The sequence below is a fragment of the Vibrio proteolyticus NBRC 13287 genome (genome assembly GCF_000467125.1).
GTDB classification, from domain to species: Bacteria; Pseudomonadota; Gammaproteobacteria; order Enterobacterales; family Vibrionaceae; genus Vibrio; species Vibrio proteolyticus.
Map to the genome: position 1 here is coordinate 106,553 of NZ_BATJ01000003.1, position 24,711 is coordinate 131,263.

Annotated in this window: 20 protein-coding genes and 1 riboswitch; of the genes, 13 read left to right on the forward strand and 7 right to left on the reverse strand. The window is 45.6% G+C overall.

Going from position 1 to position 24,711, the window contains the following annotated elements:
• Positions 1–333 precede the first annotated feature (333 nt).
• The gene (locus VPR01S_RS04760; RefSeq protein WP_021704175.1) at positions 334–1,167 is read right to left on the reverse strand and encodes a mechanosensitive ion channel domain-containing protein; all 834 of its coding nucleotides are present in this window, start codon (positions 1,165–1,167) and stop codon (positions 334–336) included.
• 235 nt (positions 1,168–1,402) lie between these two features.
• On the reverse strand, positions 1,403–2,602 hold the full coding sequence (locus VPR01S_RS04765) for a type III PLP-dependent enzyme (RefSeq protein WP_021704176.1): 1,200 nt from the start codon (positions 2,600–2,602) through the stop codon (positions 1,403–1,405).
• A gap of 902 nt (positions 2,603–3,504) precedes the next feature.
• A riboswitch (cyclic di-GMP riboswitch) is annotated at positions 3,505–3,590 on the forward strand.
• A gap of 80 nt (positions 3,591–3,670) precedes the next feature.
• Here VPR01S_RS04765 and VPR01S_RS04770 point away from each other — a divergent pair.
• The 5 genes from VPR01S_RS04770 to VPR01S_RS04790 all read left to right on the forward strand — a co-directional run bounded on the left by VPR01S_RS04770 (position 3,671) and on the right by VPR01S_RS04790 (position 9,272).
• Positions 3,671–5,974, forward strand: coding sequence for a chitinase (locus VPR01S_RS04770; RefSeq protein ID WP_021704177.1), 2,304 nt, complete (start codon positions 3,671–3,673; stop codon positions 5,972–5,974).
• Positions 5,975–6,188: 214 nt separating this feature from the next.
• On the forward strand, positions 6,189–6,626 hold the full coding sequence (locus tag VPR01S_RS04775) for a MerR family transcriptional regulator (RefSeq protein WP_021704178.1): 438 nt from the start codon (positions 6,189–6,191) through the stop codon (positions 6,624–6,626).
• 211 nt (positions 6,627–6,837) lie between these two features.
• Positions 6,838–7,794, forward strand: a complete 957-nt coding sequence (locus tag VPR01S_RS04780; RefSeq protein ID WP_021704179.1) for an SDR family oxidoreductase — start codon at positions 6,838–6,840, stop codon at positions 7,792–7,794.
• 30 nt (positions 7,795–7,824) lie between these two features.
• A complete protein-coding gene (locus VPR01S_RS04785) occupies positions 7,825–8,910 on the forward strand; it encodes a saccharopine dehydrogenase family protein (protein WP_021704180.1) in 1,086 nt (361 codons plus the stop codon).
• Positions 8,911–9,080: 170 nt separating this feature from the next.
• Complete coding sequence (locus tag VPR01S_RS04790; RefSeq protein WP_021704181.1) at positions 9,081–9,272, forward strand: hypothetical protein; 192 nt, start codon at positions 9,081–9,083, stop codon at positions 9,270–9,272.
• Between the two features lie 94 nt (positions 9,273–9,366).
• Here VPR01S_RS04790 and VPR01S_RS04795 read toward each other — a convergent pair whose 3' ends face one another.
• The 3 genes from VPR01S_RS04795 to VPR01S_RS04805 form a co-directional block, all read right to left on the reverse strand.
• Positions 9,367–10,395, reverse strand: a complete 1,029-nt coding sequence (locus VPR01S_RS04795; RefSeq protein ID WP_021704182.1) for a methionine synthase — start codon at positions 10,393–10,395, stop codon at positions 9,367–9,369.
• A 29-nt stretch (positions 10,396–10,424) separates the two neighbouring features.
• Complete coding sequence (locus VPR01S_RS04800; protein WP_021704183.1) at positions 10,425–11,399, reverse strand: DUF1852 domain-containing protein; 975 nt, start codon at positions 11,397–11,399, stop codon at positions 10,425–10,427.
• Positions 11,400–11,703: 304 nt separating this feature from the next.
• Complete coding sequence (locus tag VPR01S_RS04805; protein ID WP_040902291.1) at positions 11,704–13,140, reverse strand: aminotransferase-like domain-containing protein; 1,437 nt, start codon at positions 13,138–13,140, stop codon at positions 11,704–11,706.
• A 153-nt stretch (positions 13,141–13,293) separates the two neighbouring features.
• Between VPR01S_RS04805 and VPR01S_RS04810 the strand changes: the two genes are divergently transcribed.
• The 3 genes from VPR01S_RS04810 to VPR01S_RS22075 are packed head-to-tail and all read left to right on the forward strand — an operon-like array spanning position 13,294 to position 15,846.
• Positions 13,294–14,658 carry a cytochrome ubiquinol oxidase subunit I gene (locus VPR01S_RS04810; protein WP_021704185.1) on the forward strand — a complete coding sequence of 455 codons (1,365 nt, stop codon included), beginning with the start codon at positions 13,294–13,296 and terminating at the stop codon, positions 14,656–14,658.
• A 30-nt stretch (positions 14,659–14,688) separates the two neighbouring features.
• Positions 14,689–15,696 (forward strand): cytochrome d ubiquinol oxidase subunit II, encoded by a 1,008-nt coding sequence (gene cydB, locus VPR01S_RS04815; protein WP_021704186.1) that lies wholly within the window; start codon positions 14,689–14,691, stop codon positions 15,694–15,696.
• 21 nt (positions 15,697–15,717) lie between these two features.
• The gene (locus tag VPR01S_RS22075; protein WP_081693120.1) at positions 15,718–15,846 is read left to right on the forward strand and encodes a DUF2474 domain-containing protein; all 129 of its coding nucleotides are present in this window, start codon (positions 15,718–15,720) and stop codon (positions 15,844–15,846) included.
• A gap of 501 nt (positions 15,847–16,347) precedes the next feature.
• On the opposite strand, the gene VPR01S_RS04820 is transcribed toward VPR01S_RS22075, so the two are convergent.
• Positions 16,348–17,010, reverse strand: a complete 663-nt coding sequence (locus VPR01S_RS04820; RefSeq protein ID WP_081693121.1) for a TetR/AcrR family transcriptional regulator — start codon at positions 17,008–17,010, stop codon at positions 16,348–16,350.
• 172 nt (positions 17,011–17,182) lie between these two features.
• Between VPR01S_RS04820 and VPR01S_RS04825 the strand changes: the two genes are divergently transcribed.
• The 5 genes from VPR01S_RS04825 (at position 17,183) to VPR01S_RS04845 (ending at position 23,713) form a co-directional block, all read left to right on the forward strand.
• Positions 17,183–17,965 carry an alpha/beta hydrolase family protein gene (locus VPR01S_RS04825; RefSeq protein ID WP_245580776.1) on the forward strand — a complete coding sequence of 261 codons (783 nt, stop codon included), beginning with the start codon at positions 17,183–17,185 and terminating at the stop codon, positions 17,963–17,965.
• Between the two features lie 27 nt (positions 17,966–17,992).
• Complete coding sequence (locus tag VPR01S_RS04830; RefSeq protein WP_021704189.1) at positions 17,993–18,616, forward strand: hypothetical protein; 624 nt, start codon at positions 17,993–17,995, stop codon at positions 18,614–18,616.
• Positions 18,617–19,022: 406 nt separating this feature from the next.
• A complete protein-coding gene (locus tag VPR01S_RS04835; protein ID WP_021704190.1) occupies positions 19,023–22,124 on the forward strand; it encodes a histidine kinase in 3,102 nt (1,033 codons plus the stop codon).
• The gene (locus VPR01S_RS04840; protein WP_021704191.1) at positions 22,108–22,554 is read left to right on the forward strand and encodes a DNA-binding transcriptional response regulator; all 447 of its coding nucleotides are present in this window, start codon (positions 22,108–22,110) and stop codon (positions 22,552–22,554) included. Before VPR01S_RS04835 ends, VPR01S_RS04840 begins: the two co-directional genes overlap by 17 nt.
• 1 nt (position 22,555) lies before the next feature.
• Positions 22,556–23,713, forward strand: coding sequence for a phosphorylase family protein (locus tag VPR01S_RS04845; RefSeq protein WP_021704192.1), 1,158 nt, complete (start codon positions 22,556–22,558; stop codon positions 23,711–23,713).
• A 262-nt stretch (positions 23,714–23,975) separates the two neighbouring features.
• Here VPR01S_RS04845 and VPR01S_RS04850 read toward each other — a convergent pair whose 3' ends face one another.
• A complete protein-coding gene (locus VPR01S_RS04850; protein WP_021704193.1) occupies positions 23,976–24,611 on the reverse strand; it encodes a recombinase family protein in 636 nt (211 codons plus the stop codon).
• Positions 24,612–24,711: the final 100 nt, after the last annotated feature.

Consider the following 24,711-nt stretch of genomic DNA (forward strand, 5'->3'; position numbering starts at 1 on the left):
AATCTAAACTCCGCATTTTTGGATTATTTAGATAGTACGGCTCAGAGACTCATACCGAATTGACTAAAAAATAACGCTTAATCAGCATTATCATCTGCCCACTTGCAACAAATTTAACATTTTATTTACTCAATTGGCATCCTGCTTTTATCATCGTCCGCCAGTTTAAGCACTAATTGTGAGCATTATCACCGTCTGTATCCTTCCGCACCTATGCCACCGTGCGCTTACTCACACAGTGACATAAAACGCTTCAATATCAAGCGTCTGTTGACGGGACAGCACACATAAAAAAACGCGGGCATTGCCCGCGCTTTTCTTCCACTCAAAGTGCTAGTCGACTTGATGTAAATGCACATCCATCTTACGAAACGGTATTTCGATGCCATTGCTATCCAGAGCTTCTTTGACAGCCAGGTTAAGGTCCCAGAACACAGGCCAGTAGTCAGAACGCTTGACCCAAGGACGCACAATAAGCTGTACCGATGACTCCACCAACGCGTTGACTCCGATCTTAACTTCCGGCTCTTTCAACACGCGAGGATCACTTTCGACCACCTCACGCAGCACCTGTTGAACCTGTCTCAGATCCGCCTTGTAGGAAACCGCAAACACAAAATTGATCCGACGGGTATCGTAACGGGAGACATTGGTGATCGGGCCTTTCATGATCGACGAGTTCGGTACCACAATCATCTTGTTGTCGCCGGTTTTCAGTATGGTTGAGAAAATCTGAATCGCCTGCACCGAACCCGAAACACCAGCAGCCTCAATGAAGTCGCCCGACTTAAACGGACGAAACAGCACAATCAAGACCCCGGACGCGAAGTTGGACAGTGACCCTTTCAGAGCCAAGCCCACCGCCAGACCTGCCGCACCCAGTACCGCAATGATCGACGCCGTCTCAATACCAATCCGGCTCAGCACCGCAACCAGCACAAAGGCCAAAATTCCATAGCGAACAATACTGGAGACAAAGCTGGTAACGGCCTTATCCACCCCCTTTTGACCCAACAACTTTTCAACCGTAGCGGCGATGGTTTTGCTGAGCATACTCCCCACAATCAGGATCAGCAGAGCGGCAATCACATTGACGCCATACTGAACCAACAAGCCTGAATGACTGACCAACCAGTCACTCACCTGATTTACAGACTCAACGGCCATCGTTTTTCTCCAAACAGAGCAATTTATATTGCTGATATTATTAACGATTATTGTTTCTGCTTACATGCAATTTGTTAAGCGCGCAGACAATATAGCAAAGCTTATCGAGCGCAAAGTAAAAAGATGAGACAAGTGGTAAAAATGCATCCCAGCCATCGCTGCAACGTGGAAATAACGTGCAAAAACAACAACGCTCACCGGAGTGAGCGTTGACGAGCAGATACATTGAGTGGCATTAACCAATCAGGCGAGCATTGATCTCCGTCTCTTCATTAAACACCACGGTTTGAGCACGTTTAAAGAAGTTAAAGTCAGTCGCCGTAGCGCTGGTGTAAGCGCCCATCATACGACCAATCACCAAATCACCGTTGTCCAGTTTCGGCAACATCACGTCTTCGGCAATCACATCAATACTGTCACAAGTTGGGCCAGACAACACACTAGGGATCAGCTCACCACCCTGTTTGAGAGTCACCAGTGGGTATTGCGCGTCATCGAACATCAAACCGCTGAACGAACCATAAATGCCATCATCCAAGTAGTACCACATCTGACCTTCTCGCTCCGCTTGCCCCATCACAGATGCAACACTCATGACCGCTCGGGCCACAATAAAACGCCCCGGCTCTGCCAGAACCTGAACGGTTTCAGGTAATTCGCTCAACGCCTGATTGATCGGCATACAAAATTGATCAATGGGCATCACCGCTTCGCTGTAGCTAACCGGAAAACCACCACCTATATCCAGTGTGCTCAGTGCAGGTAAACCACGTGCGACCACTTGCTCCATCACCATTTTACAGGTTCGGATCGCGTCCACGTATTTTTGCGGATTAGTGGTTTGCGATCCCACATGAAAAGACAAGCCTTTCACACGGATATTCCACGCCTGCGCCGTTTCGATAATGGTCAGCGCCTGCTCAGGTGAACAGCCAAATTTTTTCGACAGATCGGCGAACGCTTCTGAATTTCGAAAACTCAGACGCACCAGCAGTTCAACGTCGTCACTGTAAGCCTTGAACTTTTCCAGCTCATTGAGGTTATCAACCACAAAGACATGACAGCCATACGCCAAGGCATCGCGAATATCCGCGTCGCGTTTAATCGGGTGAGTATGAATGGTACGCTCAGCCGGAACCCCTTCCTGTGCCACCAGCTCAACCTCACCTGTGGTGGCCAAGTCAAAACTGGCTCCTTCTTGCATCAGGGTTCTGACCACGGCCGGATGCGGTAGCGGCTTCAAAGCAAAGTGCAGTGTCACAGTTGGCAGCGCGCTATGCAGCGCACGGTATTGCTGACGAATGACATTGCAATCAAGCATTAATAATGGTGCGCCAAATTGCTCCACCGAGGTTTCGATAAGTGCAATGTCATCCGCCGACAGCGTTGGAGAAGTGAAAGATTGAAAATTCAGAACTGAGTGTGCGTGAGCCATGGCAAACCTCTAATATAAAGGCACCTTCCATCGGCAATATGATGAAAAGTGGAGCGTCAAAAAAAGCGCGGATGCGCAGTCAAAGTCACTCTTGGATAGTTGCTCTATCGCCTTGCCACAAAACCAGCTGTGATGTACTCGGATTGGCTATCATCAAGAAGCACGGCGATAGTAAGGTCATCCCTCACCAGGCGCAATAAAAAAGCAGCCATTTGAAAGCAAAACATTTTTATGGTTTTGATAACCATTTTTAATCCTGAGTATACAGGTCGTTGGTCTCAAACATCCCAGAGTGAACATTCCCGAATCGGCATATTTTTTCTCTTGGGCAGAAAACATGAATATACCAAGCAATCCTAATATAAACCGAACAAATAAATTAACCATGTAACATTAAAAATAAAATTAAAATTTTAAAATCAGTAATAAAGACTTAATCGTTAAAAGAAAGAGACGCCAGTTATTATATTAGTATTTGGTAAATATCACGTTATCCTTTTTATTCAAGACAATGGTAAACATTAGAGTAGAAGACGCGTTAGTACACCAGCACTAAAATTAAATACACTGATAAATCTTACTCATAAACAAACACATTGAATCTAAAATACATTAGATAAAACACTCAAACCTAAAATCGAATGAAAATAAGTCAATATTTTTCAGTCAATTAAGAACTCCATTTGTAATAATCTTCAGAAAACTGATTAAAAATAAAGTAATTACTTTAATACCGACCAAAGTATTCAAGAGAAAAATAATTCCAACTGCCTTATTGAAAAAGCACATTTAAAGTTATTGTTTAATATATTATTAGTGCATTTTTATTGAATTACCGTCACATTATTTCATTATCCGGTTTTTATTTACGGTTAAACCAGACAAAGATATCTCCGGGTTGTTTGTGTCAACGGCAAACCTGTTGAAAAACAGGGACGCAAAGCTTCCGGCCTAAGGAATATATTTCTAAGGTAGCGGGGTTACCACAAATATCTGGTTTCACTACGCGTAAACCAAATAGGATTGTTGCACTTACTGCTCGTTTTTTAATAAACGAAGGTAAATACCATGAAACAAAACACCTATCTGTTTGTTGCAGGCACAACGCTTGCGATAACCGGGGCATTCCTGCCCGTTTCCGCACTGGCCAGCGAATTGATCGTCGTCCAGCAGAGTCAAACTCAAGCGCCACAACCGGCACCGGTGCAGACGGAGGTCATCGTCGACAGTGCCTCGGCTAACTGGTCAAATCTATCGATTAAAATCACCAATACATTGGCACAGGATGCTGACATCGACGGCATGGTTGTCACATTTGTCTCTCCACAAGACGTCACTTCCGTGTGGGGGAATTTCGGCGGCATCAGTTATCCGAACAACATAGCGGTCAACTCTACACCCACTGCCGAGGGCAAGTTCCTCATTCAGGTTACCACCACGTACTCAGACGACAGTTGGATCAACAGCATGTTGGCCGTCGGCGGAGCGATCTCGCTGCAATTCGGCTTGGGCGTCAATGCCACCCCAGAGACCATTCAGGACGTCAAAGTTTTTCTTGATGGCGTTGAAACTGGCGATGGCCAAATCACACTCACGGCCCCTACCGCCCCCGGAAGTGACGTCACCGACCAAAAGGCCACTGCAACATTATCTGGCCCCAACGGATACCAGCAATCTTTCTCGCTCGACTGGCAATCGTCTACCACAGTCGACGCACTCACTTACGGTGCCTACATCCTCGATGTCAACCCGGTGGGAGCTTACCCAGCCAAACCCGCTCGTCAGGAGCAGACACTCACCGATGAGAACCACCAAGCTGAGTTGAGTTGGGGGTATGGCGAAGCCATCTACCCGGCCAGCTTCCGTTTGACACTCCCTGCAAACGATCTGGTGGATAGCACAACCCTAACCATGACAAACGCCAGCTCTGGTGAACAAAGCTATTATCAGGCCCCTTACGGCCGTGAAACGCTGGTAGACAGCCTGGCACACGCGACGGCTTACCACGCAGAACTGACCGGTTACCGGCTCAACAACCTCCAGCACACACTGTTGATGAATGGCGAGCAATCCTTTGAATTTGTGGCCGATAAAGATCAGATCGCATCGCCAGATGTGACTGAAACTACTCAGCCCGTCGATACCGCCAATTTTATCGAAACGTACATTCAGCTTCAGGGATTACCGGTCAACCAGAGCACAACTTTGACTTTGGTCCACAGTGAGCAGGATATCTATCAGCACCCGCTACAAAGCGGCGGTCCAGAACGCTTTGATCTGTTGCGTCCAGGCAACTACACCGTATCCGCTCCTGTTGTTGAAGTTGATGGTAAACGCTACCTGTTGGCCACCACTTCACTGGTGAGCAGTGAAGCGGGTATCGCGACCGTGCAGTTTGTCGAACAAACGGACGACCAAGCCAACATTCTGGCCCCATACAAAGACACCAGCATCAATGCTGACTGGGCTAATGGTGGAATGGAAAGCCTAGTGGACTTGGCTAATCAATCCGGCAACAAACACTTTACTCTTGCCTTTGTGCTCGGCAGCGAGTGGAACCCAGACGTCTGCGAAGCGCTGTGGGGAGGCCAACCCGACATGAAAGTTTCACAACAATGGGGCAAGAAACAGATAGACGATCTGCGCGCGGCCGGTGGAGACGTGATCATCTCCTTTGGTGGTGCGAACGGACGTTACCTGTCACAAGCCTGTGCGACGGAAGACTTGCTTTATGCCGAATACAAAAAAGTCATCGATACATATCAGGTGTATCACCTCGATTTTGATGTAGAAATGGGCCGCGAAAACGATGCTGCGGCAATGGCACGTATGGTTGGTGCACTGACACGTTTGCAGGCCGATTACCCGCAGTTGAAAGTGAGTTTCACCCTGGCGGCAGCGCCTGATATCATCCGTGGGTTTGATGAAGTGGTTGTCCCTGCTGCCAAAGCCGGCATCAATATCGACAGCGTCAACCCGATGACCATGAGCTTTGGTCAGTGGTATCACGACACTTACGTTGACGACACAGCAGAGCTGGCGATTCTGACCGTCGAGTTTTTGAAAGATAAAATGGCCGTGCTCTACCCGGAACTCGACGAACAAGCGCTGTATCAAAAACTCGGTATGATACCGATGCAAGGCCTGAACGATCTGACCGTCGATTCGATATCCCTTCAGCAAGCCGAGCGTCTGGCAACCTGGTCCAAAGAGAAGAACCTCAAATACCTATCCTTCTGGTCCATCAACCGTGACCATTCGTGCAATGATGCCTGGGCGTCAGCCACCTGCTCAAGTGCCAAAGACGGCGTGCCGTTCCAAAGTGAATCATGGCAATATTCAGAGGCCTTTCTGAAGTTTATTAAGCCGTGATTTTGTGCGTCACTTTGCCAGCTGGCAGTGATGTCTGACTCTCCGTCCCATCCGGTATCGTGCACGCGATACCGGATTTTTCACCTCGGGGCGACTCCGGCGTCATCCAAACCGAGAAAACGTTGACCGTTGGTCTGCCCACGTCATACTGTCTAGCGGGTCCATCATCATCATCGCGACGCAGCAAATCGTCCACAGACCGGGAAACACAACAATGAAAATTGGGGAACTCGCGCAGCAAACGGGCTTGACGCCATCACGCATTCGCTTCTACGAAAAAATTGGCCTGTTGACCACCGTGAAACGCACCGCCAATGGTTACCGCACTTATCCGCCTGAAGCGATCATGGTGCTCAATATGATCACCAGCGGGCAGCAAGCCGGGTTTACCCTGGATGAACTGCGCGCACTGTTGCCCGCCGATTTGTCACAATGGGATCATCATCAACTACTGACTACACTGCAACAAAAGGTCAAAGATCTGGAAGACATTGAACGCAAAATCGCGACGAGCAAAGCGCGGTTATTGGAGGTACTGCGGGAAGTCGAGGCCAGACCCGAGGACATGGACTGTGCAACCAATACCAAGCGGGTTATGTCTCAGTTTGGTTGGAATATTTTGCCGCATCAGGACGACGATAAAAGCCAGTAACCTGCCGGTTTATCGCATTCGTTCGGTCATTCCCGTATCCCATCGATTTACTTTCGCCCGTGAACAAGGCACTCGCTTCTTTGCACTCAGGCTGAGCTGAAGCTTTACTTACCCACACAACAGACAGTCACAATTTTGCTTGACCTTAAACATAACTTTAACCTTAGGATGCTCGCTAACAGATACAGTGACCACTCGGGAGAAAGACATCATGCAAACCATACTCGGTGCAAACGGACAAATTGGTCGCGAGCTGGCGAACAGCCTTAAACGCGAATTTACCCAGGATATTCGCTTGGTGAGCCGACGACCTCAAAAAGTGAATGAGAGCGATGAGCTTTTTCAAGCCGACCTGCTTGATCCGGTCCAAACACTGCGAGCGGTCGAAGGTTCAGAGATTGTGTATCTGACCGCAGGGCTCCCGATGGACACGCAATTGTGGGTTGATCAGTGGCCAGTCCTGATGCGGAACGTGATCGCAGCTTGCGAAACGGCTGGTGCGAAGCTGGTTTATTTTGACAACACTTACATGTACCCGCAAACCAGCGAACCGCAACGTGAAGACGCAAGGTTTGCCCCAAACGGCGAAAAAGGTAAAGTCCGGACTCAAATTACCGAGATGTTACTCGACGCAATGAATCGCGGCTCTCTGACCGCAGTGATCTGCCGAGCTCCGGAATTTTATGGCCCGGGTATAACCCAGAGCTTCACCAACACCACGATCATAGAGCCACTGTTGAACGCCAAACCGGCCAAAGTATTTCTGCGTGATGATGTCAAACGCAGCCTGATTTATACCCCGGATGCCAGTCGGGCGATGGCTCTGATCGGTAATACGCCTGACGCGTTCGGCCAAACCTGGCACTTACCTTGCGATGATAATCGATTGACGTACAAACAATTTATTTCTCTGGCCGCAGAGACGTTCGGCGCTCAACCGACTTACCGGGTCATCAAACACTGGCAGTTAAGGTTGGCTGGTCTGTTCAATCGTACCGTTCGAGACGCGGCCGAACTCCTGCCCCGTTATGGTAAGGACAATATTTTTGTCTCCGATAAATTTAAAGCTCGATTTCCAGAGTTTCAGTTTACACGCTTTGAACAAGGGCTAAAGCATATCCTCCGTGAGCGACAACAAAAGCAAAGCGCCGAACCAAAGCAAGCCTAAACCCCGTCACAACTTGCAGGAGCAATAACCATGACACAAGCAAACCCCGACCTTCAACACGCCCGTTGGCTGATTTACGGTGCTTACGGTTATACCGGTGAACTGATTGCACGTGAAGCGGTTCGGCAAGGATTGCGCCCCTTGCTGGGGGGAAGAGACAAACAAAAAACACAACGTTTGGCGAACGAGTTGGGATTAACCGCCCTGACTTTTGGCCTGGATGACTCCGACACCGCAGCGCAACAATTAAGTGGAGTGTCGCTGGTGTTAAACTGCGCTGGTCCATTCTCATCGACGGCGCATCCGATGATGCGGGCCTGCCTTGACGCGGGTGCACACTATCTCGATATTACCGGTGAAATCGCCGTATTCGAGTTGGCGCAGCGCCTGAACTCGCAAGCTCAGCATGCCAATGTGGTTCTTTGCCCGGGCGTCGGTTTTGATGTTATTCCAACCGACTGCCTTGCAGCGGCGCTCAAAGAAGCTATGCCAGATGCCACCCATTTGTCGTTGGGGTTTGATTCCCGCTCTGGCTTTTCTCCGGGTACGGCCAAAACCTCGGTCGAAGGCCTGGCCCAGGGCGGGAAAATTCGTCGTCAGGGCGATATCGTGACCGTTCCACTGGCTTATGAAGTCCGCCGGATTGATTTTGGCGACGGTGAGAAGCTTGCCATGACCATTCCCTGGGGTGATGTGTCGACCGCTTACTACAGCACTGAGATCCCCAATATAAACGTCTTTATCCCAGGCTCACCACGCATGATCCGTAACGCTAAAAAAGCCAATTTTGTTCGCCCTCTCCTTGGTTGGCGTTGGCTTCAGGCTCTGATTAAAGCGCGAATTGAAAAGACCGTCACAGGACCGAACGAGCAACAGCGCGCGCAACTGCCCACCTACGTCTGGGGAGAAGTGACCAACGCTAAGGGTGAACGGAAAACCGCACGAATCCAAACAGCAAACGGCTACAGCCTGACCGTTACAGGCGCACTTGCTGTGGTGACGTATCTGATGCAGCACCGTCCTGCTGGCGGCAGCTATACTCCCTCCAAGTTAATGGGGAAATCGTTGGTCAATCAGCTACCCGGCTCCGGGGAAATTAAGATTGGAACGTCATGACCGACAGTCTCACCGGTAGCTAAAAATGACAAGAGTAAATAACCAGGCTTAACGATGAGATACTCATCACAATACGCTCATTTCAGTAAATCTGCATAGAGATTCAGTCGTTATAAATTGTGTATTGCCGCTAGCATTCACATTTATGTTAAGTCAAAACGGAACGCGCAATGAGTAGTAACAGCATCTTCCCTAAAGGGTCGGTCGCTCATGAAAATGAGTTAAAGCCGACCCCTGCCAATAATTCTGACGCAGACGCGGGCAACTTTTTCCCAAAAACGTCCATTGCTTATGAAAATGAAGTACGCGCGAACCGGGTCACGCCAGGTGCGGGGCAAGGCTTTTTACCGTCAAAGAAATAATAACAGCCAAGTAGATTACCTTCAGGCGTCTATTTAAAAAACCAAGACACAAGTTCTTGGTTTTTTCTTCATTTCCGGGTGTATCTCAGCGCAGCTAGGCGGAAAGCTCTCGCCGTACGATTTCGGCCCCCGCGCTTAAAGCGTCAAGCTTGGCGGTGGACACTTCGCGGGGCAACGGAGCCATACCACAGTTAGTACAAGGGTAAAGCTTGTCCGCATCAACGTACTTCAATGCTTCTCGCAATGTGTTCGCGACTTCCTCAGGTGTTTCGATATCATTGCTCGCCACGTCAATCGCACCCACCATCACCTTCTTGCCGCGAATCAACTCCAGCAGTTCGATAGGTACTCGCGAGTTATGGCATTCAAGCGATATGATGTCGATATTCGACTTCTGCAGTTTCGGGAACACTTCTTCATACTGCCGCCACTCTGAACCAAGCGTCTTTTTCCAATCGGTGTTGGCTTTAATGCCGTAGCCATAGCAAATATGCACCGCTGTTTCACACTTAAGTCCTTCGATTGCGCGCTCTAAACACGCAATCCCCCACTCATTGACGTCATCAAAGAAAACGTTAAAAGCGGGCTCGTCGAATTGGATGATATCCACCCCCGCAGCTTCTAACTCTTTGGCTTCTTGATTAAGGATCTTGGCAAACTCCCAAGCCAGCTTTTCGCGACTGCCGTAGTGAGCATCGTAAAGTGTATCGATCATGGTCATCGGGCCAGGCAGCGCCCATTTAATAGGCTGCTGAGTTTGCTGGCGCAAGAACTTCGCATCTTCGACAAACACGGGTTTTGTGCGGCTGACTGGGCCAACGACGGTGGGTACGCTCGCCTCATAACGGTCGCGGATCTTCACCGTTTGACGGTTTTCAAAATCCACGCCGCTTAGGTGTTCAATAAACGTGGTCACAAAGTGCTGGCGGGTTTGCTCACCGTCACTAACGATATCCACCCCGGCCCGCTGCTGTTCTTGCAAAGAGACGCGCAAAGCATCGCGTTTGCCATCAATCAATTCTTCGCCTTGCAGCTTCCAAGGTGACCACAGTGTCTCAGGTTCAGCCAGCCAAGAAGGTTTAGGTAAGCTGCCTGCCGTAGAAGTCGGTAATAGTTTTTTCATCGTCATTTCGTCCAGGTTCGTGTTATCGGTTACGCGTAATTTGCAGACCATTGCTCAAGGAGCGATTGATAAGGTTTGATAAAATACTCCTCGGCAAATTTGCCTTGTTCAATCGCAAGTTGGCTGCGCTCTTCACGGTCATACACGATTTGAGTTAATGAGTGGTCCTGGTTCTTTAAGTTTGGCTGGTAACAGTTACCGGCCACCGCATTGGCATTGTAGATCTCTGGGCGATAAATCTTTTGGAACGTCTCCATAGTGCTAATGGTGCTGATTAGCTCCAGGTTGGAATAATCATTGAGCAGGTCACCCACGAAGTAAAACGCCAGCGGAGCCACGCTGTTCGGTGGCATAAAATAGCGAACCTGCAGGCCCATTTTCTTGAAATACTGCTCGGTCAACGACGACTCGTTGGGCTGATATTCAAAACCCAACACCGGGTGCTGATTGTCGGTGCGACGATAAACTTTATTGTCCGACACACTCAGACAGATCACAGGAGGCTTTTTGAAATGCTGTTTGTACGATTCTGAATTGACGAAAGACTTGAACAGTTTTCCGTGCAAATCGCCAAAGTTATCTGGAATACTGAACTGAGGCTGGTTCTTGTTGTGGTCCAGTAACAGCACACTAAAGTCATAATCACGTACATAAGAAGAGAAGTTGTTCCCGACAATGCCTTCAATGCGCTCGTCGGTCTTGTGATCAACGATGTTGGTTTTCAGTACTTCAATTGATGGGAAGGTTTCACCACTGCCTTGGATATCCATATCCACCGAGATGATCTCTAGCTCGACAGAATAACGGTCACCATTTGGATTATCCCAATGAGCCAACGCATTGAAACGATTGTCGATCATTCGCAGTGCATTGCGTAAGTTCTCCTGGCGGTAATTTCCTCGCGCCAAATTGGCGAAATTCGTCGTGATACGCGTGCTGTCTGATGGCTGATAATGCTCATCAAAGCAAATGCTCTTAATAGCAAAGGTGAAATCGTTCTTCATAGTGAGTTGTATCCTATTTCCTTAGATAAACGCTGACGGGTATCTGACTCTTGTTATGGGATAGTTCTGTTTTTTGATTTTCCCAATCGTTAGCCTGGCTGCATTTATGGTCCATCGCCTACGCAGAAGTGGCCGTAACGCGGCTTAACGCCAGAGCAGTCTTTTACTTATACGTGCTTCACTGATTGAATAACATTGGTTTTGTTTCACATTGAACATGAAAAACATTCATGATTGGCAGGAGGAACTTGAAAGTACACTCCATATGCAGCGTAAGTTGGGACATGAATGTCACGACATCGCTTTAGGCGTTTGGGGGGACTGGGTGTCCGGAGACATGCTCCACGATGAGTGCTGTCAGGGTACTCAATGCGTGCGTGTTTTTAGGAGTAAGTTCAAATGATGCGTTTAAGCGAAGGCAATGGTTATATTGCTCCGTCAGGCTGAACATTTTTCCTGGTGCGATACTGATGTTTTCTTTTAACGCTTGCTTGTATATCGGCAAAGCATCGATATGGGGCGGTAGCTCCAGCCACACAAAATACCCGCCGCGCTGACTGATAATGGTGACGCTGTCCGGCAGTAACGTTCGAAGCAGCTCCGTCATCTTGCTTTTACGTTCGAACAATTTTTTACGCAGCTGCTTAAGATGCGATTCGTAGTTGCGACTGGTCAGATAATGCACCAGCGTCATCTGAATCGGAGTGCTGGTTGCGAGCGTACTCATTAACTGCAGCTTTTGGACATCCAGTGCTCGTTTTCCTGCCGCCACCCAACCAATACGCAGCCCCGCAATCAGTGACTTGGAAAACGATGAGCACAGCAGGGTGTTGCCCGTATTATCGTACATTCTGAGCGGACTCACTGAGTCATTCCCAACGTACAACTCACTGTATACATCGTCTTCAATCACCGGCACATTATAGCGCTGAACAAGCTCAACCAGCGCTTGCTTCTTCTCATTGCAGAGCGTCACCCCCAGCGGATTCTGAAAATTCGACATCAGCCAGCACGCTTTCACATCGTGGGTTTGCAGCGCACGTTCCAACGAATCCAAATCTATCCCCGTGATGGGATCTGTTCTTATCGAAAGGGCTTTTAGCCCTAACCGTTCTAGCGTTTGCAAAGCCCCGTAGAAGGCTGGGGACTCCACCACAACCCAGTCTCCTGGCCTTGTACACACTTGCAGGCTGAGTGTTAAGGCCTCTAATGCGCCTGCGGTAATGACAATTTCATCTGGTGAAATCTCTATCCCTTTTGCGCTGTAACGCTGGGCAATAATGGTGCGTAACTGCTCATTACCCGGAGGTAAGTTATCAAATGTGGCGGAAATTGGCATGTGCCGAGCCGCTGCGCTCATTGCCCGATTGACATGGTAACGCGGGTATAAACCGGGGTCGGGATACGCGAAGCCGAAGTTGGTCATCGCCGGATTCTTGCTGGCTTGCAACACGTCAAATATAAACCCGTTGATATCAACCTGCTCCGTCCACGAGAGTGCAGCAGGGACATGGCTTTCATCTGTCCTTTGCACATTCGGTGCGACCCGGTAACCAGAGCGAGGTTGTGAGACGACCCAACCTTGTGACTCAAGTAATTGATACGCGTGCAATACGGTCATTAAACTCAAACCCGAGTGTTCGGATTGTCGACGCAAAGACGGAAGCTTATCTCCGGCGCTCCAGATCCCGGACTGTATCTGCCTCTTAAGCTGATCAACCAGTTCTTGATACTTCGCCAACACCCACTCTCCATCACAACGTTCAGCACAAAATCATAACACTTAACAAAACCATCTGTTATAGATTTATCGTAAAGCTCTGTATCTACTTCCCTGACTTATCACCTTTTAAAATGGCCCATTCATTACACTTATAAGCCCAAAGGAAGTTTCATGTTTGGCCTAGATGCATTCATGCTGGCAAGGATACAGTTTGCCTTTACCGTCTCCTTTCATATTATTTTCCCCGCCATCACCATAGGCTTGGCCACTTACCTGGCTGTCCTTGAAGGGCTGTGGCTAAAAACCCGGGACCCGGATTATCAAAAGCTCTACCACTTCTGGTCGAAGATTTTTGCTGTGAACTTCGGCATGGGGGTGGTTTCAGGACTGGTGATGGCCTACCAATTCGGTACCAACTGGAGTGGCTTCTCTGATTTTGCCGGTTCCATCACCGGGCCACTATTAACTTACGAAGTCTTAACCGCCTTTTTTCTCGAAGCCGGCTTTCTCGGCGTGATGCTGTTTGGGTGGCATCGTGTGGGTGAGAAACTGCACTTTTTCGCGACCTCAATGGTTGCACTGGGCACCATCATTTCAACCTTCTGGATCCTCGCTTCCAACAGTTGGATGCAAACCCCTCAAGGCCACGAAATTATTGACGGACGCGCAGTGCCGGTCGACTGGTTTGCCATCGTTTTCAATCCTTCATTTCCATACCGTTTAGCCCATATGAGCGTTGCCGCGTTTGTCAGTTCAGCGCTGTTTGTTACCGCCGCCGCCGCATGGCACCTGCTAAAAGGTAACCGCTCTTCTGCCGTAAAGAAGATGTTTTCTATGTCACTGAGTGTGCTTGTGCTACTGGCACCGCTACAGGCTGTTATCGGCGATCTGCATGGACTCAACACCTTAGAGCACCAACCTGCCAAAATCGCCGCCATCGAAGGGCACTGGGACAACAGTGATGGAGAAGCGACTCCGCTCATTCTATTTGGCATGCCAAACATGGCAGCAGAAAGAACAGACTACGCCATCGAAATTCCACTGTTGGGCAGTCTGATCCTCCGTCACAGTCTGACTGACCCCATCCCGGCACTGAAAGAGTTCCCTGTAGACGAACGACCAAACTCTCCGATCGTGTTTTGGTCTTTCAGAATCATGGTCGGGCTTGGCCTGTTGATGATATTTCAAGGGCTCTACAGCATGTGGTTACGCAAAAAACACATCCTTTATACCTCAAACGGGTTCCTCAAATTCTCATTAATGATGGGGCCTTCAGGTCTGGTTGCGATACTCGCCGGCTGGTTCACCACCGAAGTCGGCCGTCAGCCGTGGGTCGTGTATGGGGTACAAAAAACGCGTGATGCCGTGTCGTCCCATGGCGACTTACAGATGAGCATCAGTCTGCTGTGTTTTCTGGTTGTCTACAGCATGGTATTTGGCTTCGGCTACTACTACATGATCCACCAGATCAAGAAAGGCCCTGACGTCATAGAGCACGACGAGCACGACATGGCCACGGTTTCAGGTCGCATTTAGCGTCGCCAGAGAAAAGTAAAGGTAAAGAATATGCATTTTGATTTATCCGTGATTTGGTTTGCGATCATCGTTTTCGCAACCCTGATGTACATCATCATGGACGGATTCGACTTAGGGATTGGCATACTGATGCCTTTCGTTAAAAACGAGCAACAAAAAGACGTCATGGTCAACAGTGTGGCTCCTGTCTGGGATGGCAATGAAACCTGGATTGTGTTGGGAGGCGCGTCTCTGTTTGGCGCTTTTCCGCTCGCGTACGCCATCATTATTGAAGCGTTAACCATTCCTTTAACTCTGATGTTGATCGCGTTGATTTTCCGTGGTGTCGCTTTTGAATTTCGCTTTAAAGCCTTGGAAAACCACCTTAAGTTCTGGGACCGATCTTTTATGGCTGGATCGATTCTGACTACGTTTTTCCAAGGCATTGTGGTTGGTGCTGTGATTCAGGGCTTTGATGTGGAACAACGTGTGTTTGTCGGAGGACAACTGGACTGGATGGCACCCTTCCCGATCTTTTGTGGATTTGGCTTGCTCGCCACTTACGCGCTGTTGGGAAGTACTTGGTTGATCATGAAAACAGAAGGCGAGCTTCAGAAGCGCATGTTTGGCTTCACCAACACAACGTTACTGGCGATGATATCCGCATTGGTCATCGTAAGCGTCTGGACGCCACTGGCGTATCCGTCCATTGCCCAACGCTGGTTCTTGTTGCCAAACTTATACTATCTGATTCCCGTCCCTGTGCTGACCGGACTGGTATGTTTAAAAATTGCCGATTCGGTGAGAAAACGCAAAGAGCGCAGCCCGTTTATGATGGCATTAATCATCGTTATCCTCGGATTCGCGGGGCTTGGTATCAGTATCTGGCCGAATATTGTTCCACCTGGTATTTCTATCTGGGATGCTGCTTCACCCGCCAGCAGTCAGAGCTTTATGCTGGTCGGAGCCATGATCATTATCCCGGTCATTCTGGCTTACACCTTCTGGAGTTACTACGTATTTGCTGGGAAGGTAAAAGAAGGCGAAGCGTATCACTGAACAACTCGTAAGGGACCTTGAATGAAAATGAAGATATGCTTTAGCCAATGGGCTTGGATGATTGGGATTTGGGTGGCAAGCGTTGCCGCACTGGGCATTGTGTCTGCACTATTCCGCCTGATGATGACGGCTGCAGGTCTTAAGTCTTAATACCTATCACATCCCCCAGATTCAAATAGCAAAGCTAGGGGACGGCTAGCGACTTTTTCATCTCAAAGCGAGACTGAGGTAAGCGTTTACTCAACCCCAACCATACGCAAGCAATTGAAAATCACCGATTGAATAAAACTATCCCTATCTTCTGGAGGAGTGGCAATCAGCTCATCCGTGGCGCCATGCACTCCGGCATATATTAATAAAGCGGTAATCCAGGGTTGCTCAACTTACCACTGACCCGCTTTGTTCTCACACTCTATAATAACTCTCAACGGATTAAGGATCACATTTTGCTCATGGTTGTTTATTATTCAGACAATCTACATGCAGATAAAAGCACAATGTATCATTGTTCGACCAAGCAACCAGCTCGACAAGTTATCTTGATAATAAAGTAACTTAGTGGAGCTAATATCAGTACCAAACGTAGAAAAGCTAAATATGTGAGCTAACTTATTTCTGGACAGAAATACGTTTCTGAAAACAGAATATTGGTCATCCATGAGTTAAATCAGATATGGCAAAGTCGCTTAATTCGGTATCACAAATTAGTGATGTAGCACACTCACTACTATTAGGATAGGAGTCGTATTCCATCAACTTAGGGACGCATTCTAAAATTGCATCTAGGGGTTGGATACTTTGATGTGCTCGACACAACACAACGGCCCCTTCAATACTCGCAATGATTCCCAACGCGAGTGTTTGTGCATTAGATAGCGAGTGACCTTGAGAAATCAGGTGATCAGCGATGAGCGACTGCCAGTTGCTAAATACTTGTGATACCGCGTCTTTGACCTTTTCTCCTTCCGGCTCCTGCGGCGCTTCAATAGCAGCCGCTACAATGGGACAACCGGCCCGAAAATCCGATGTTTTGAGGCTCTCCCGCCACTGTGACAGAAACAAGCTAATTCCATTTTTATTATCCACCTCAAGACAGGCTTGCAACTGTGCAGCCGCTTTTTCTCCCGCCCAAACAATGGCCTCGGTCACAATTTGATGCTTTCCTTCCGGGAAGTTGTGGTACGTAGAGCCAAGCGGTGCATTCGCAAATTTCACGACTTCACGAATGCTGATCCCACGTAAACCGTGCTGCGCAAGCATTGTTGCTGCGGCCTCTATTACTTGATGACGGCTCTTCAATGAATTTTTAGCCACTTGTTAGTCTCTTGTTATAACAAACGTCATAAGATAGCATGAAGCACGCAATTAAGACACTCGTTATAATATTGAGGCCATCATGATATCGACGTCGTTTTACACCGAAGATAACTACTTAATTCGCGGGCAATTACACACTGCGAGAAATCTAATACAAGGCAGAGTCATCGTGGCTGGCGCGACAGGCGTACCTCAGGGTTTTTACCGACGCTTCGCTCAGTTTGCCAGCCAGCAGGGGTTTGAAACCTTAACGTTTGACTACCGGGGAATCGGTGAGTCCAAACCAGATACGCTGAAAGGATTCGATATGGATCTTCTGGATTGGGGAAAACGGGACTTAGCGGCGGCAATCGATTTCATGAGCAAGGATGATGTCCCAGTCTTTGTTGTCGGCCATTCCTATGGTGGACATGCCTTTGGATTATTACCCAACCATAATAAGGTTTCCGGTTTCTACGTTTATGGCACAGGCGCTGGGTGGCATGGCTATATGCCTTACTTCGAGCAGATTAAAGTGTTAACCATGTGGAATGTTGTCTTACCAGTCTTAACCTGGTGGAAGGGATATTGTGCCTGGAAAATGCTTGGTATGGGAGAGGATTTGCCGAAACAAGCCTTTAACCAATGGCGTCAGTGGTGTCGCTTTCGTCATTACTTTTTTGATGACCCAAACATGGCAGGCATAGAAAAGCTGTATCAAGCAGTCAAAACCCCCATCGTTGCAGCCAACGCGTTAGATGATCTCTGGGCAATGCCAGAGTCACGTGATGCTTTCGTTCAGCATTACAGTAATGCGCCTTTAACACGTCTTGATCTGTCGCCAGAAGCCTTAGGAGGCAAGATTGGTCACATGGGATATTTCCGCAAGAACGCCGAACCACTTTGGCAAACAAGTTTAGACTGGTTCAAAACGGTGAATACGGGAAATAAAGCAATAAGCAATAAGCAATAAGCAATAAGCAATGAGACATGACAATCTATGGGTTTTAAAAGGACAGCTTATGTTTTGGGGATGGAATTTTGCTTAACCCTTCCAAAGCCTTACCGACCAAGTAAAGATCAGTGGCGCGCTATTTTAGGAGATTGCTGTAAAGCACTAGCTGATCATCTCAAACTCAAAGGTGCTGAGAGGAAGGAGTTTTTCTCTTTAATTCGAGGGGTCTGCCATCAACAAAACCAACAAGGAAATGGGTCGGGTGATCACTGTCATTTGCTGATATCAAAAATCGTTGGTGGTAAGGTGCTTGGTGATCTTCAACGCAAAAAAGCCACTTCACTCCTCAAACAAGCCTTTAATACTGCTGTTGCAACACATATGGGTATTTCGGTTAATGACTATACGCCCCTCGAACTGGATAGGGGTAGACGACTCGAAAAATGGCAGTATGAATCTCGCAAGCTAAAAGAGATTCAAGAACAAAACAACAGACTTCTAAAAAAATTGGAGAAACAAATTGAGAGATGGGAATTAGCTCTGGAAAACAGTGACATTAAGCAAATTCGCCGCCAGCGTAATAGAATTGCAAAATCACTAGATGAATTGGGAAGCGATTTAGGAGATTCAGAACTGTTGTCACGAGTTGAACATGTTCTCAAGTATTAAATTGCTTTAGCAGCCAAACGTACTGACTGAATTCTAACACCCTTTTATGCTGAGCTTTACAAAGTAGCTGGGGCTTCGCACTTCTAATGAAACTTTGCCTCATTCCTACCTAAGTAGTCAGGGCAACCGCATGAATAGATATTTTGTAAACGGTAACTACTTTTTTGTTAAATAGTTAAGCGTAGAGTTCTGTAAGATCTAATCCATACACTTAAAAAACAAACAGAGCTAAGCGAAACGCATTTTCTAACAAGCATCTCTTGGTTGAGGAAATGTGAAATTTAACATTAATTCAACTCATGCGGTCGCCCAGCCTGAGTAGTTGCTCTTTACTACACAAGTATTTTCAGAATAACCAACTTTTTCTAATAGTTAGGAGCTTCCTAACTCATGTCGGTTATCAAGTATGAAATCAAAAACTTATGTATTAAAAACGGAACTGGCGACAAAAATCATTAAATTTCAATTAATTAAAAAACAATATGCCACCTATTCCTATGAAATAAGTATTGTATTAAAATGCAATAAAGTATGTAGTCACAGTGAGCATCCTATGCTGCAAAGCATCAATGATTTGAGTATCAAGCACCTTTTACTAGGAATAAATAATGTCGGTTCGGTTCATCTAATCGATATTCCATCGAAGAGAGCGCGGAATTATTTGAGAGGTACAGACCCTACGAGCTTCAAGCAAACTCGTCGAGCTTTAGAAAAGATCAAGCACAGTTGCACCAACTCCGAGTTCAAAAAGTCTGTCTTATTTGTTAGATCCAGTTCCATTTTTGATGGAACAGAAATTGGTCAGTTACTTTCGGAACGGTGCCCTAACGAGTCGAATAACTTAATTGTGAAGTATTCACTACCTGAGATTGTGACATACATTAACAAGCATGCTTTCGAACTAGAAGAGTTGGCTGACTGTGCTGTGAAGATACTGGAATCGCTAAATGTAGGTGATATTAATACTGCTTTAGACTATTGTAGTGATTTGGCTGATATGAAGGGGGCATCCGTATTTTTAATTCGTCAATTGTCTTATATTACAAATAGATATCAACTTTTAGAGTTAGACGACAACGAGATTCTCAGAAAAATTGATTACATGAAGCAACGAATAAGTGTATCACGTTGCCCATTTATTGATGGCGCTGTTACTCAATTGAGTAACCTAAGGACTTCTTATATTGCGACATCGAAAAGAATCTATGAGATTGATAAAATATTCAATGGGATACACATAGCTAAATCTTTTATCAACCCTATCCCAAATGACAAATCAGAGTTTGAATCAGTTTTAAGTGATTACTTCTCATTCTCTCTTTTTGATTCTTACCTATATTTGATGAAATTGCTTAAGTTTAACCTTTCGTTCATTCCTCCGACTACCGTTGAACGAAGCTTAGAGGAAGCATATGAAAGAATCTCTGGTATTCGATTTAACCCAGAAGGGATGTACAAAAAAGTCGACGAAGATGTTGGTTACTATTTTTTAAGAGAGAGTTTTCTATTTTCTGAACAACCAAATGCTCTACAGTTCCAAATAGTTCATGGCTATTATTACGTGAAGGCTCTGAATTCAAAGCGCACGAATCAAATAGTAACTCCTATTGTTGAAGAGTATTTTTCAGATATCACTGAGCTAGAACAACTGAATCACATCACTCCCGCTATGTATGAAATTAGAAGTGACAAGTATAATTCTTCTACTTGTGGGATGTTAGAAAACTCAACTGCACTAGTATATGTATTAGGCCGAAAGCAAGGTCAACTGTCGCCGAATGAGCAAGACTTGTTTGTAGAATTAATGTCTTATACGCGCGAGATTGGCGAAATATGTCCTAAGGAATATTTAGCATCAATAGCATCTTCAGCTAAATGTCAGCGGCTTCAATTGGTAGTTAACTGTTTAATCACCCTGAATCATAAATCTCAACTGTCAGAGCATCAACTTCGGTCAGTAATTCAAGATTACTGTATACAACAGTTCAATGGTGATTTGAACGCCCTAGTCCAGCACCTGTATAATATTTCTCCTGCGGTAGCAGAACATCTACTCTTGACCTGTGATGAAACATTCCTAGCAACACTTTTTAGGATAGTAGATCGCCCTGTGGATGCTATACAGGTTCGTGCGGACATGCTCAACTGGTACGGGAAGATGAGTGGTGAAGAACGCTATCTAGACCGAGCCAAAACATTAAAAATCGATATTCAAATTAACAAAGAAAAGGGAACTATTGATGACTCCCGTATTTATGTAGACCCATTTAAATACACTCAATGGTTTGAGGATCAAATGGTTGGTAAGCTAACCATGGCTCTTGATAACGTTATGATTAGTGAACACCCCGTTGTAAATCTTAATTGGAAAAATGCAGGTGTTGGCAGCACAGATGAGGTCATCAATCTATTACTAGCATGCTACAAAGAGTTTTGTGACAACCGTTCGTTTGGTATAGCTTCATACCTTGGAAGACGGATAAGACACGGCACCTTCGAAGGGACTGCTAGTACAGAGTTGCGAGCTCTATCTTCCAATGAAGAGTACGCCCGCTTGTTCGAAGATAAGGAGTTTAGCTCTAGATTTGGCGAATGGATGAGACGCTACGAAGAAATGATAGACGCTCTGAAAAACAATGTCTTGCAGATCAAGAGTAAACGGAAACCTAAAGGGTGCTTTTCTACAGATATTGATTCTCCAGCTAAAAATGTCGTTGCTGATCAACTGATATACGAAATCCTTCGAATTTATTCCAAGAGAACTGGTGTTGTTAGACTACCGAGCTTAATTATTGATTACTGTTGGCGACTCGCCGAGTTTGACCTTGTTACAACTAAGAAGTTACTTAGTGAGAGAAAATCTTCACATGGTGTATTCTCTTATAGTCCCAAATATGGTTCATCAACACATAAGAGACAATACTCAAAATTTTCTCAAGAAGTTAATTCCCTAACCAGTCAAAAGTTTGGATTGATGGCATCTTGGTTTAATAAACCAACTTATGCCTCGCCAAGTACCGATATTTACTTATTGTTTAACGCCGTGATATCCGAGGTAAAAGATAGCTTTCCAGAGTTTGAGCCTAAAATAGACTTAGGGGATAAAATTTTCACCATAAATGGTGGTACGTACTATGTTATTTATGATGCTTTATTTGTACTAATCCATAATGCTGCTAAGCATGGTAAACCTGACGGTAGAATACACTTTAAAGTGTCCATACTTGAAGAAAGAATAAATGCGATTCGAATCGAGTTATATACAGAACTCGATAGCTATGAAGCAGTAATAAAAGCATTAGAAAACATAGAAGAAGCTCAGCTTTTAGCTATAGGTGATGCTGACGACTATGAGAATAAAAGCGGGATTCGAAAACTCAAAAAACTAGAGAATGAAGGAAGTATAAGCGAGCTAAATTTTTCTCCTAGTAAAGAAGGAAATATGCTCTGTTTTGAATTTCATTTTGAACTTGATAGTAGAGGTAAGTACGATGATATTGATAGTTGAAGATGATGCACATAAATCGTCACAGATCATGGAAGTTTTTAACTCTGTATTAGGTAACGAGACAGAAGTAACGCTAGTTGATAATGTCATGGATGCCGTCAGATTTTTAATTGATCATACTCCAGAAAAAATCATACTGGATATGTCTTTACCTAGCCATAAAGCTCTACCGGGGCAAGGAACTCCTGTTCCTCTTCCGACTGGTGGTATCGAGGTTTTGTTTGAACTAAAAATGAAAAATTTGATGGACTTACCAGTTTTGATTCTCACTCAATATCCTGAAATCGAGATTGAAAAAGACCTAATACCTGTTCAAGAATCTGCTGCGACCTTTGAAGAAGAATACGGGTTCATGGCGATTGAAGCCTGTTACTACGACCACAGCAATAATGAACCGTGGAAGAAAAAAACAATGGAATTCTTAAAGTAAAATGAAAATACTAATTATCGAAGACAACCCAAGTAAGAAAGAATCTATTGAAGAAGTTATAAATACTTCTGTGCAAAACCTAGCAAATCACTACAGTATTAATTGGGCAGAAGATTTAACTAGTGCTAGACGTTACCTTTATACAGAGCAATTTGACCTTGTTATCTTTGATATGTATCTTCCAGACATAAAAGGACGTGGTCAAGAAATAGATTGCTCTTTTGAGCTTATTTCTGAATTTTCTCACAGCAAGAATTACCAATCTGAAGCAATAGCTTTAACCCAATTTGAAGTCAATGAGATAGAAAACATACAGCTTTTCAACAAAGCAGGTATAACACTAGTTAGTTATGACGAGTCCAAAGGCTGGAAAACTGCCCTAGAATTGAAATTAAGTAGAGTCGCTCAAAAAATTAAATGTGACTTTTTGATCTTTTGTGCGTTGGCTAAAGAACGCTCTGCTTTTTCAGACACAGTCGCTATGCTTGGAGAGTCTCAAAATATTTCAGGGATGGATTGTCAAGAAATTAAAATTGGTGATAAACACGGTTTAATCATAAAGCCAAATGAAATGGGTTTAGTTAGTATGGCTATCGTTTCATCTAAAGCCATAGAGTTATTTCAACCCAAAATAGTGGCAATGAGTGGTATTTGCGCCGGAGTTTCAGGAGAGTCAAATTATCTAGACATCATTGTTGGAAAAATATGCTGGGAATATCAAACAGGAAAATGGAAAGATGGTGAGTTCAAACAAGAGCCCATGCAGACCTCTATAGACTCTAATCTTAAAGTCGATCTTGAGCAATCTAAAAATGATAGCTCTCTCATCAACGAAGTACGTAAAAACCTTTATGCTACGGAATTAGGTAACATGAGCATACATGTTGCTCCTATCTCATCTGGTTCAGCTGTCATAGCTGATGCTTCTATGATGGAAAGAATAGGAACTCAACACCGTAAAATGGCGGGACTTGAAATGGAGATGTATGCTCTTTATGAAGCGGCGTCTCAATCATTATGCAAACCATTATACTTCGGAGCGAAGACGGTTGTAGATTTAGCCGATAGCACTAAAGCAGACAATTTTCACGATATTGGTTGCCTAACTTCAGCACGGTACGTAGCAATTATGCTCCAAAAGCAACTTGATAGATTATAAGGTGCATGAAATCTATACTTATAAAGGCTTGAGATCTAATAGAGAAAAACCTCACTAGCTCAAACTTATCTGACAGCCTCACCAGTGTAACTCGGTGGCTGTCAGATTAAATGTAGTGTGAATTTTGTCTACCTCAGTTCATTTTGTAGTGGATAAATTAATTTATTTACTCAATTAGAGGTCTCGCAATACCTTAGATAATCCTCTTAATGCTAATTTAGCAAAATTGCTGACAAGGTTTTGTCCAAGAACTAGTTCTGATTTAAGTCAATGAAGGTATCAACACATATCGTTTCTTAACACGCTGAACAGTAGACAGAGAAACTCCGACCTTACTCGCCGTTTCACGAATTGAATGACCAGCCGCAAGTAAAGCTAGTATCTGTTCATGCTTGCCCTTCATTTTACCTGTATTTGCTCTACACCCTTGAAAGGCTTGACTCCAACCACCAGATTCTCTCAACGCTCTCCTGCCTGCTTCTGCTGAAGCAAGACGAGTCTCACGTTCAGCGGCTGCCATGGCTGTAATCATAGTTATTTGAACATTGGTGATCATATCCGCCATGGTGTCACCTGTGTACTCAAACGTTCTAGCCTGATTAAGTGTTCTAATGATAACTCCACGGTTCAATAAAGTGCGCATCACGCCTTCAGCATCTTCGTAGTCACGTCCAATCCTATCAACCCACCAGACAATCAAGGTATCGCCTTTACGAAGACCAAGCACTGGGTCAATAAGCCTTGATAACACCTCTCTTTCTACAGCAGGAACCGTTCCACTCGTACCATGTATTTCAGGAATAATTTCAGCGTTTGGGTACTGTTTCTTGATGTCTATTTCTTGTGAAGCGAGGTGCTGGTCTTTCGTTGATACTCTTAAGTAAGCAATTTCTGTCATAGCTGTATTCTTTTAGTTTGTATATTCAAATTAGGATATTCAAAATCCGATTACCAACCAAAAGAACACGCTACTGAGCACATAATGATGCTGGTGGATG

Coding starts and splice junctions, on each gene's coding strand:
- VPR01S_RS04790 (WP_021704181.1), top strand. CDS start 9,081: ATGAGTAGTAACAGCATCTTCCCTAAAGGGTCGGTCGCTCATGAAAAT.
- VPR01S_RS04760 (WP_021704175.1), bottom strand. CDS start 1,167: ATGGCCGTTGAGTCTGTAAATCAGGTGAGTGACTGGTTGGTCAGTCAT.
- VPR01S_RS04810 (WP_021704185.1), top strand. CDS start 13,294: ATGTTTGGCCTAGATGCATTCATGCTGGCAAGGATACAGTTTGCCTTT.
- VPR01S_RS04770 (WP_021704177.1), top strand. CDS start 3,671: ATGAAACAAAACACCTATCTGTTTGTTGCAGGCACAACGCTTGCGATA.
- VPR01S_RS04765 (WP_021704176.1), bottom strand. CDS start 2,602: ATGGCTCACGCACACTCAGTTCTGAATTTTCAATCTTTCACTTCTCCA.
- VPR01S_RS04835 (WP_021704190.1), top strand. CDS start 19,023: ATGAAATCAAAAACTTATGTATTAAAAACGGAACTGGCGACAAAAATC.
- VPR01S_RS04850 (WP_021704193.1), bottom strand. CDS start 24,611: ATGACAGAAATTGCTTACTTAAGAGTATCAACGAAAGACCAGCACCTC.
- cydB (WP_021704186.1), top strand. CDS start 14,689: ATGCATTTTGATTTATCCGTGATTTGGTTTGCGATCATCGTTTTCGCA.
- VPR01S_RS22075 (WP_081693120.1), top strand. CDS start 15,718: ATGAAAATGAAGATATGCTTTAGCCAATGGGCTTGGATGATTGGGATT.
- VPR01S_RS04775 (WP_021704178.1), top strand. CDS start 6,189: ATGAAAATTGGGGAACTCGCGCAGCAAACGGGCTTGACGCCATCACGC.
- VPR01S_RS04795 (WP_021704182.1), bottom strand. CDS start 10,395: ATGAAAAAACTATTACCGACTTCTACGGCAGGCAGCTTACCTAAACCT.
- VPR01S_RS04780 (WP_021704179.1), top strand. CDS start 6,838: ATGCAAACCATACTCGGTGCAAACGGACAAATTGGTCGCGAGCTGGCG.
- VPR01S_RS04785 (WP_021704180.1), top strand. CDS start 7,825: ATGACACAAGCAAACCCCGACCTTCAACACGCCCGTTGGCTGATTTAC.
- VPR01S_RS04845 (WP_021704192.1), top strand. CDS start 22,556: ATGAAAATACTAATTATCGAAGACAACCCAAGTAAGAAAGAATCTATT.
- VPR01S_RS04830 (WP_021704189.1), top strand. CDS start 17,993: ATGGGTTTTAAAAGGACAGCTTATGTTTTGGGGATGGAATTTTGCTTA.
- VPR01S_RS04800 (WP_021704183.1), bottom strand. CDS start 11,399: ATGAAGAACGATTTCACCTTTGCTATTAAGAGCATTTGCTTTGATGAG.
- VPR01S_RS04840 (WP_021704191.1), top strand. CDS start 22,108: ATGATATTGATAGTTGAAGATGATGCACATAAATCGTCACAGATCATG.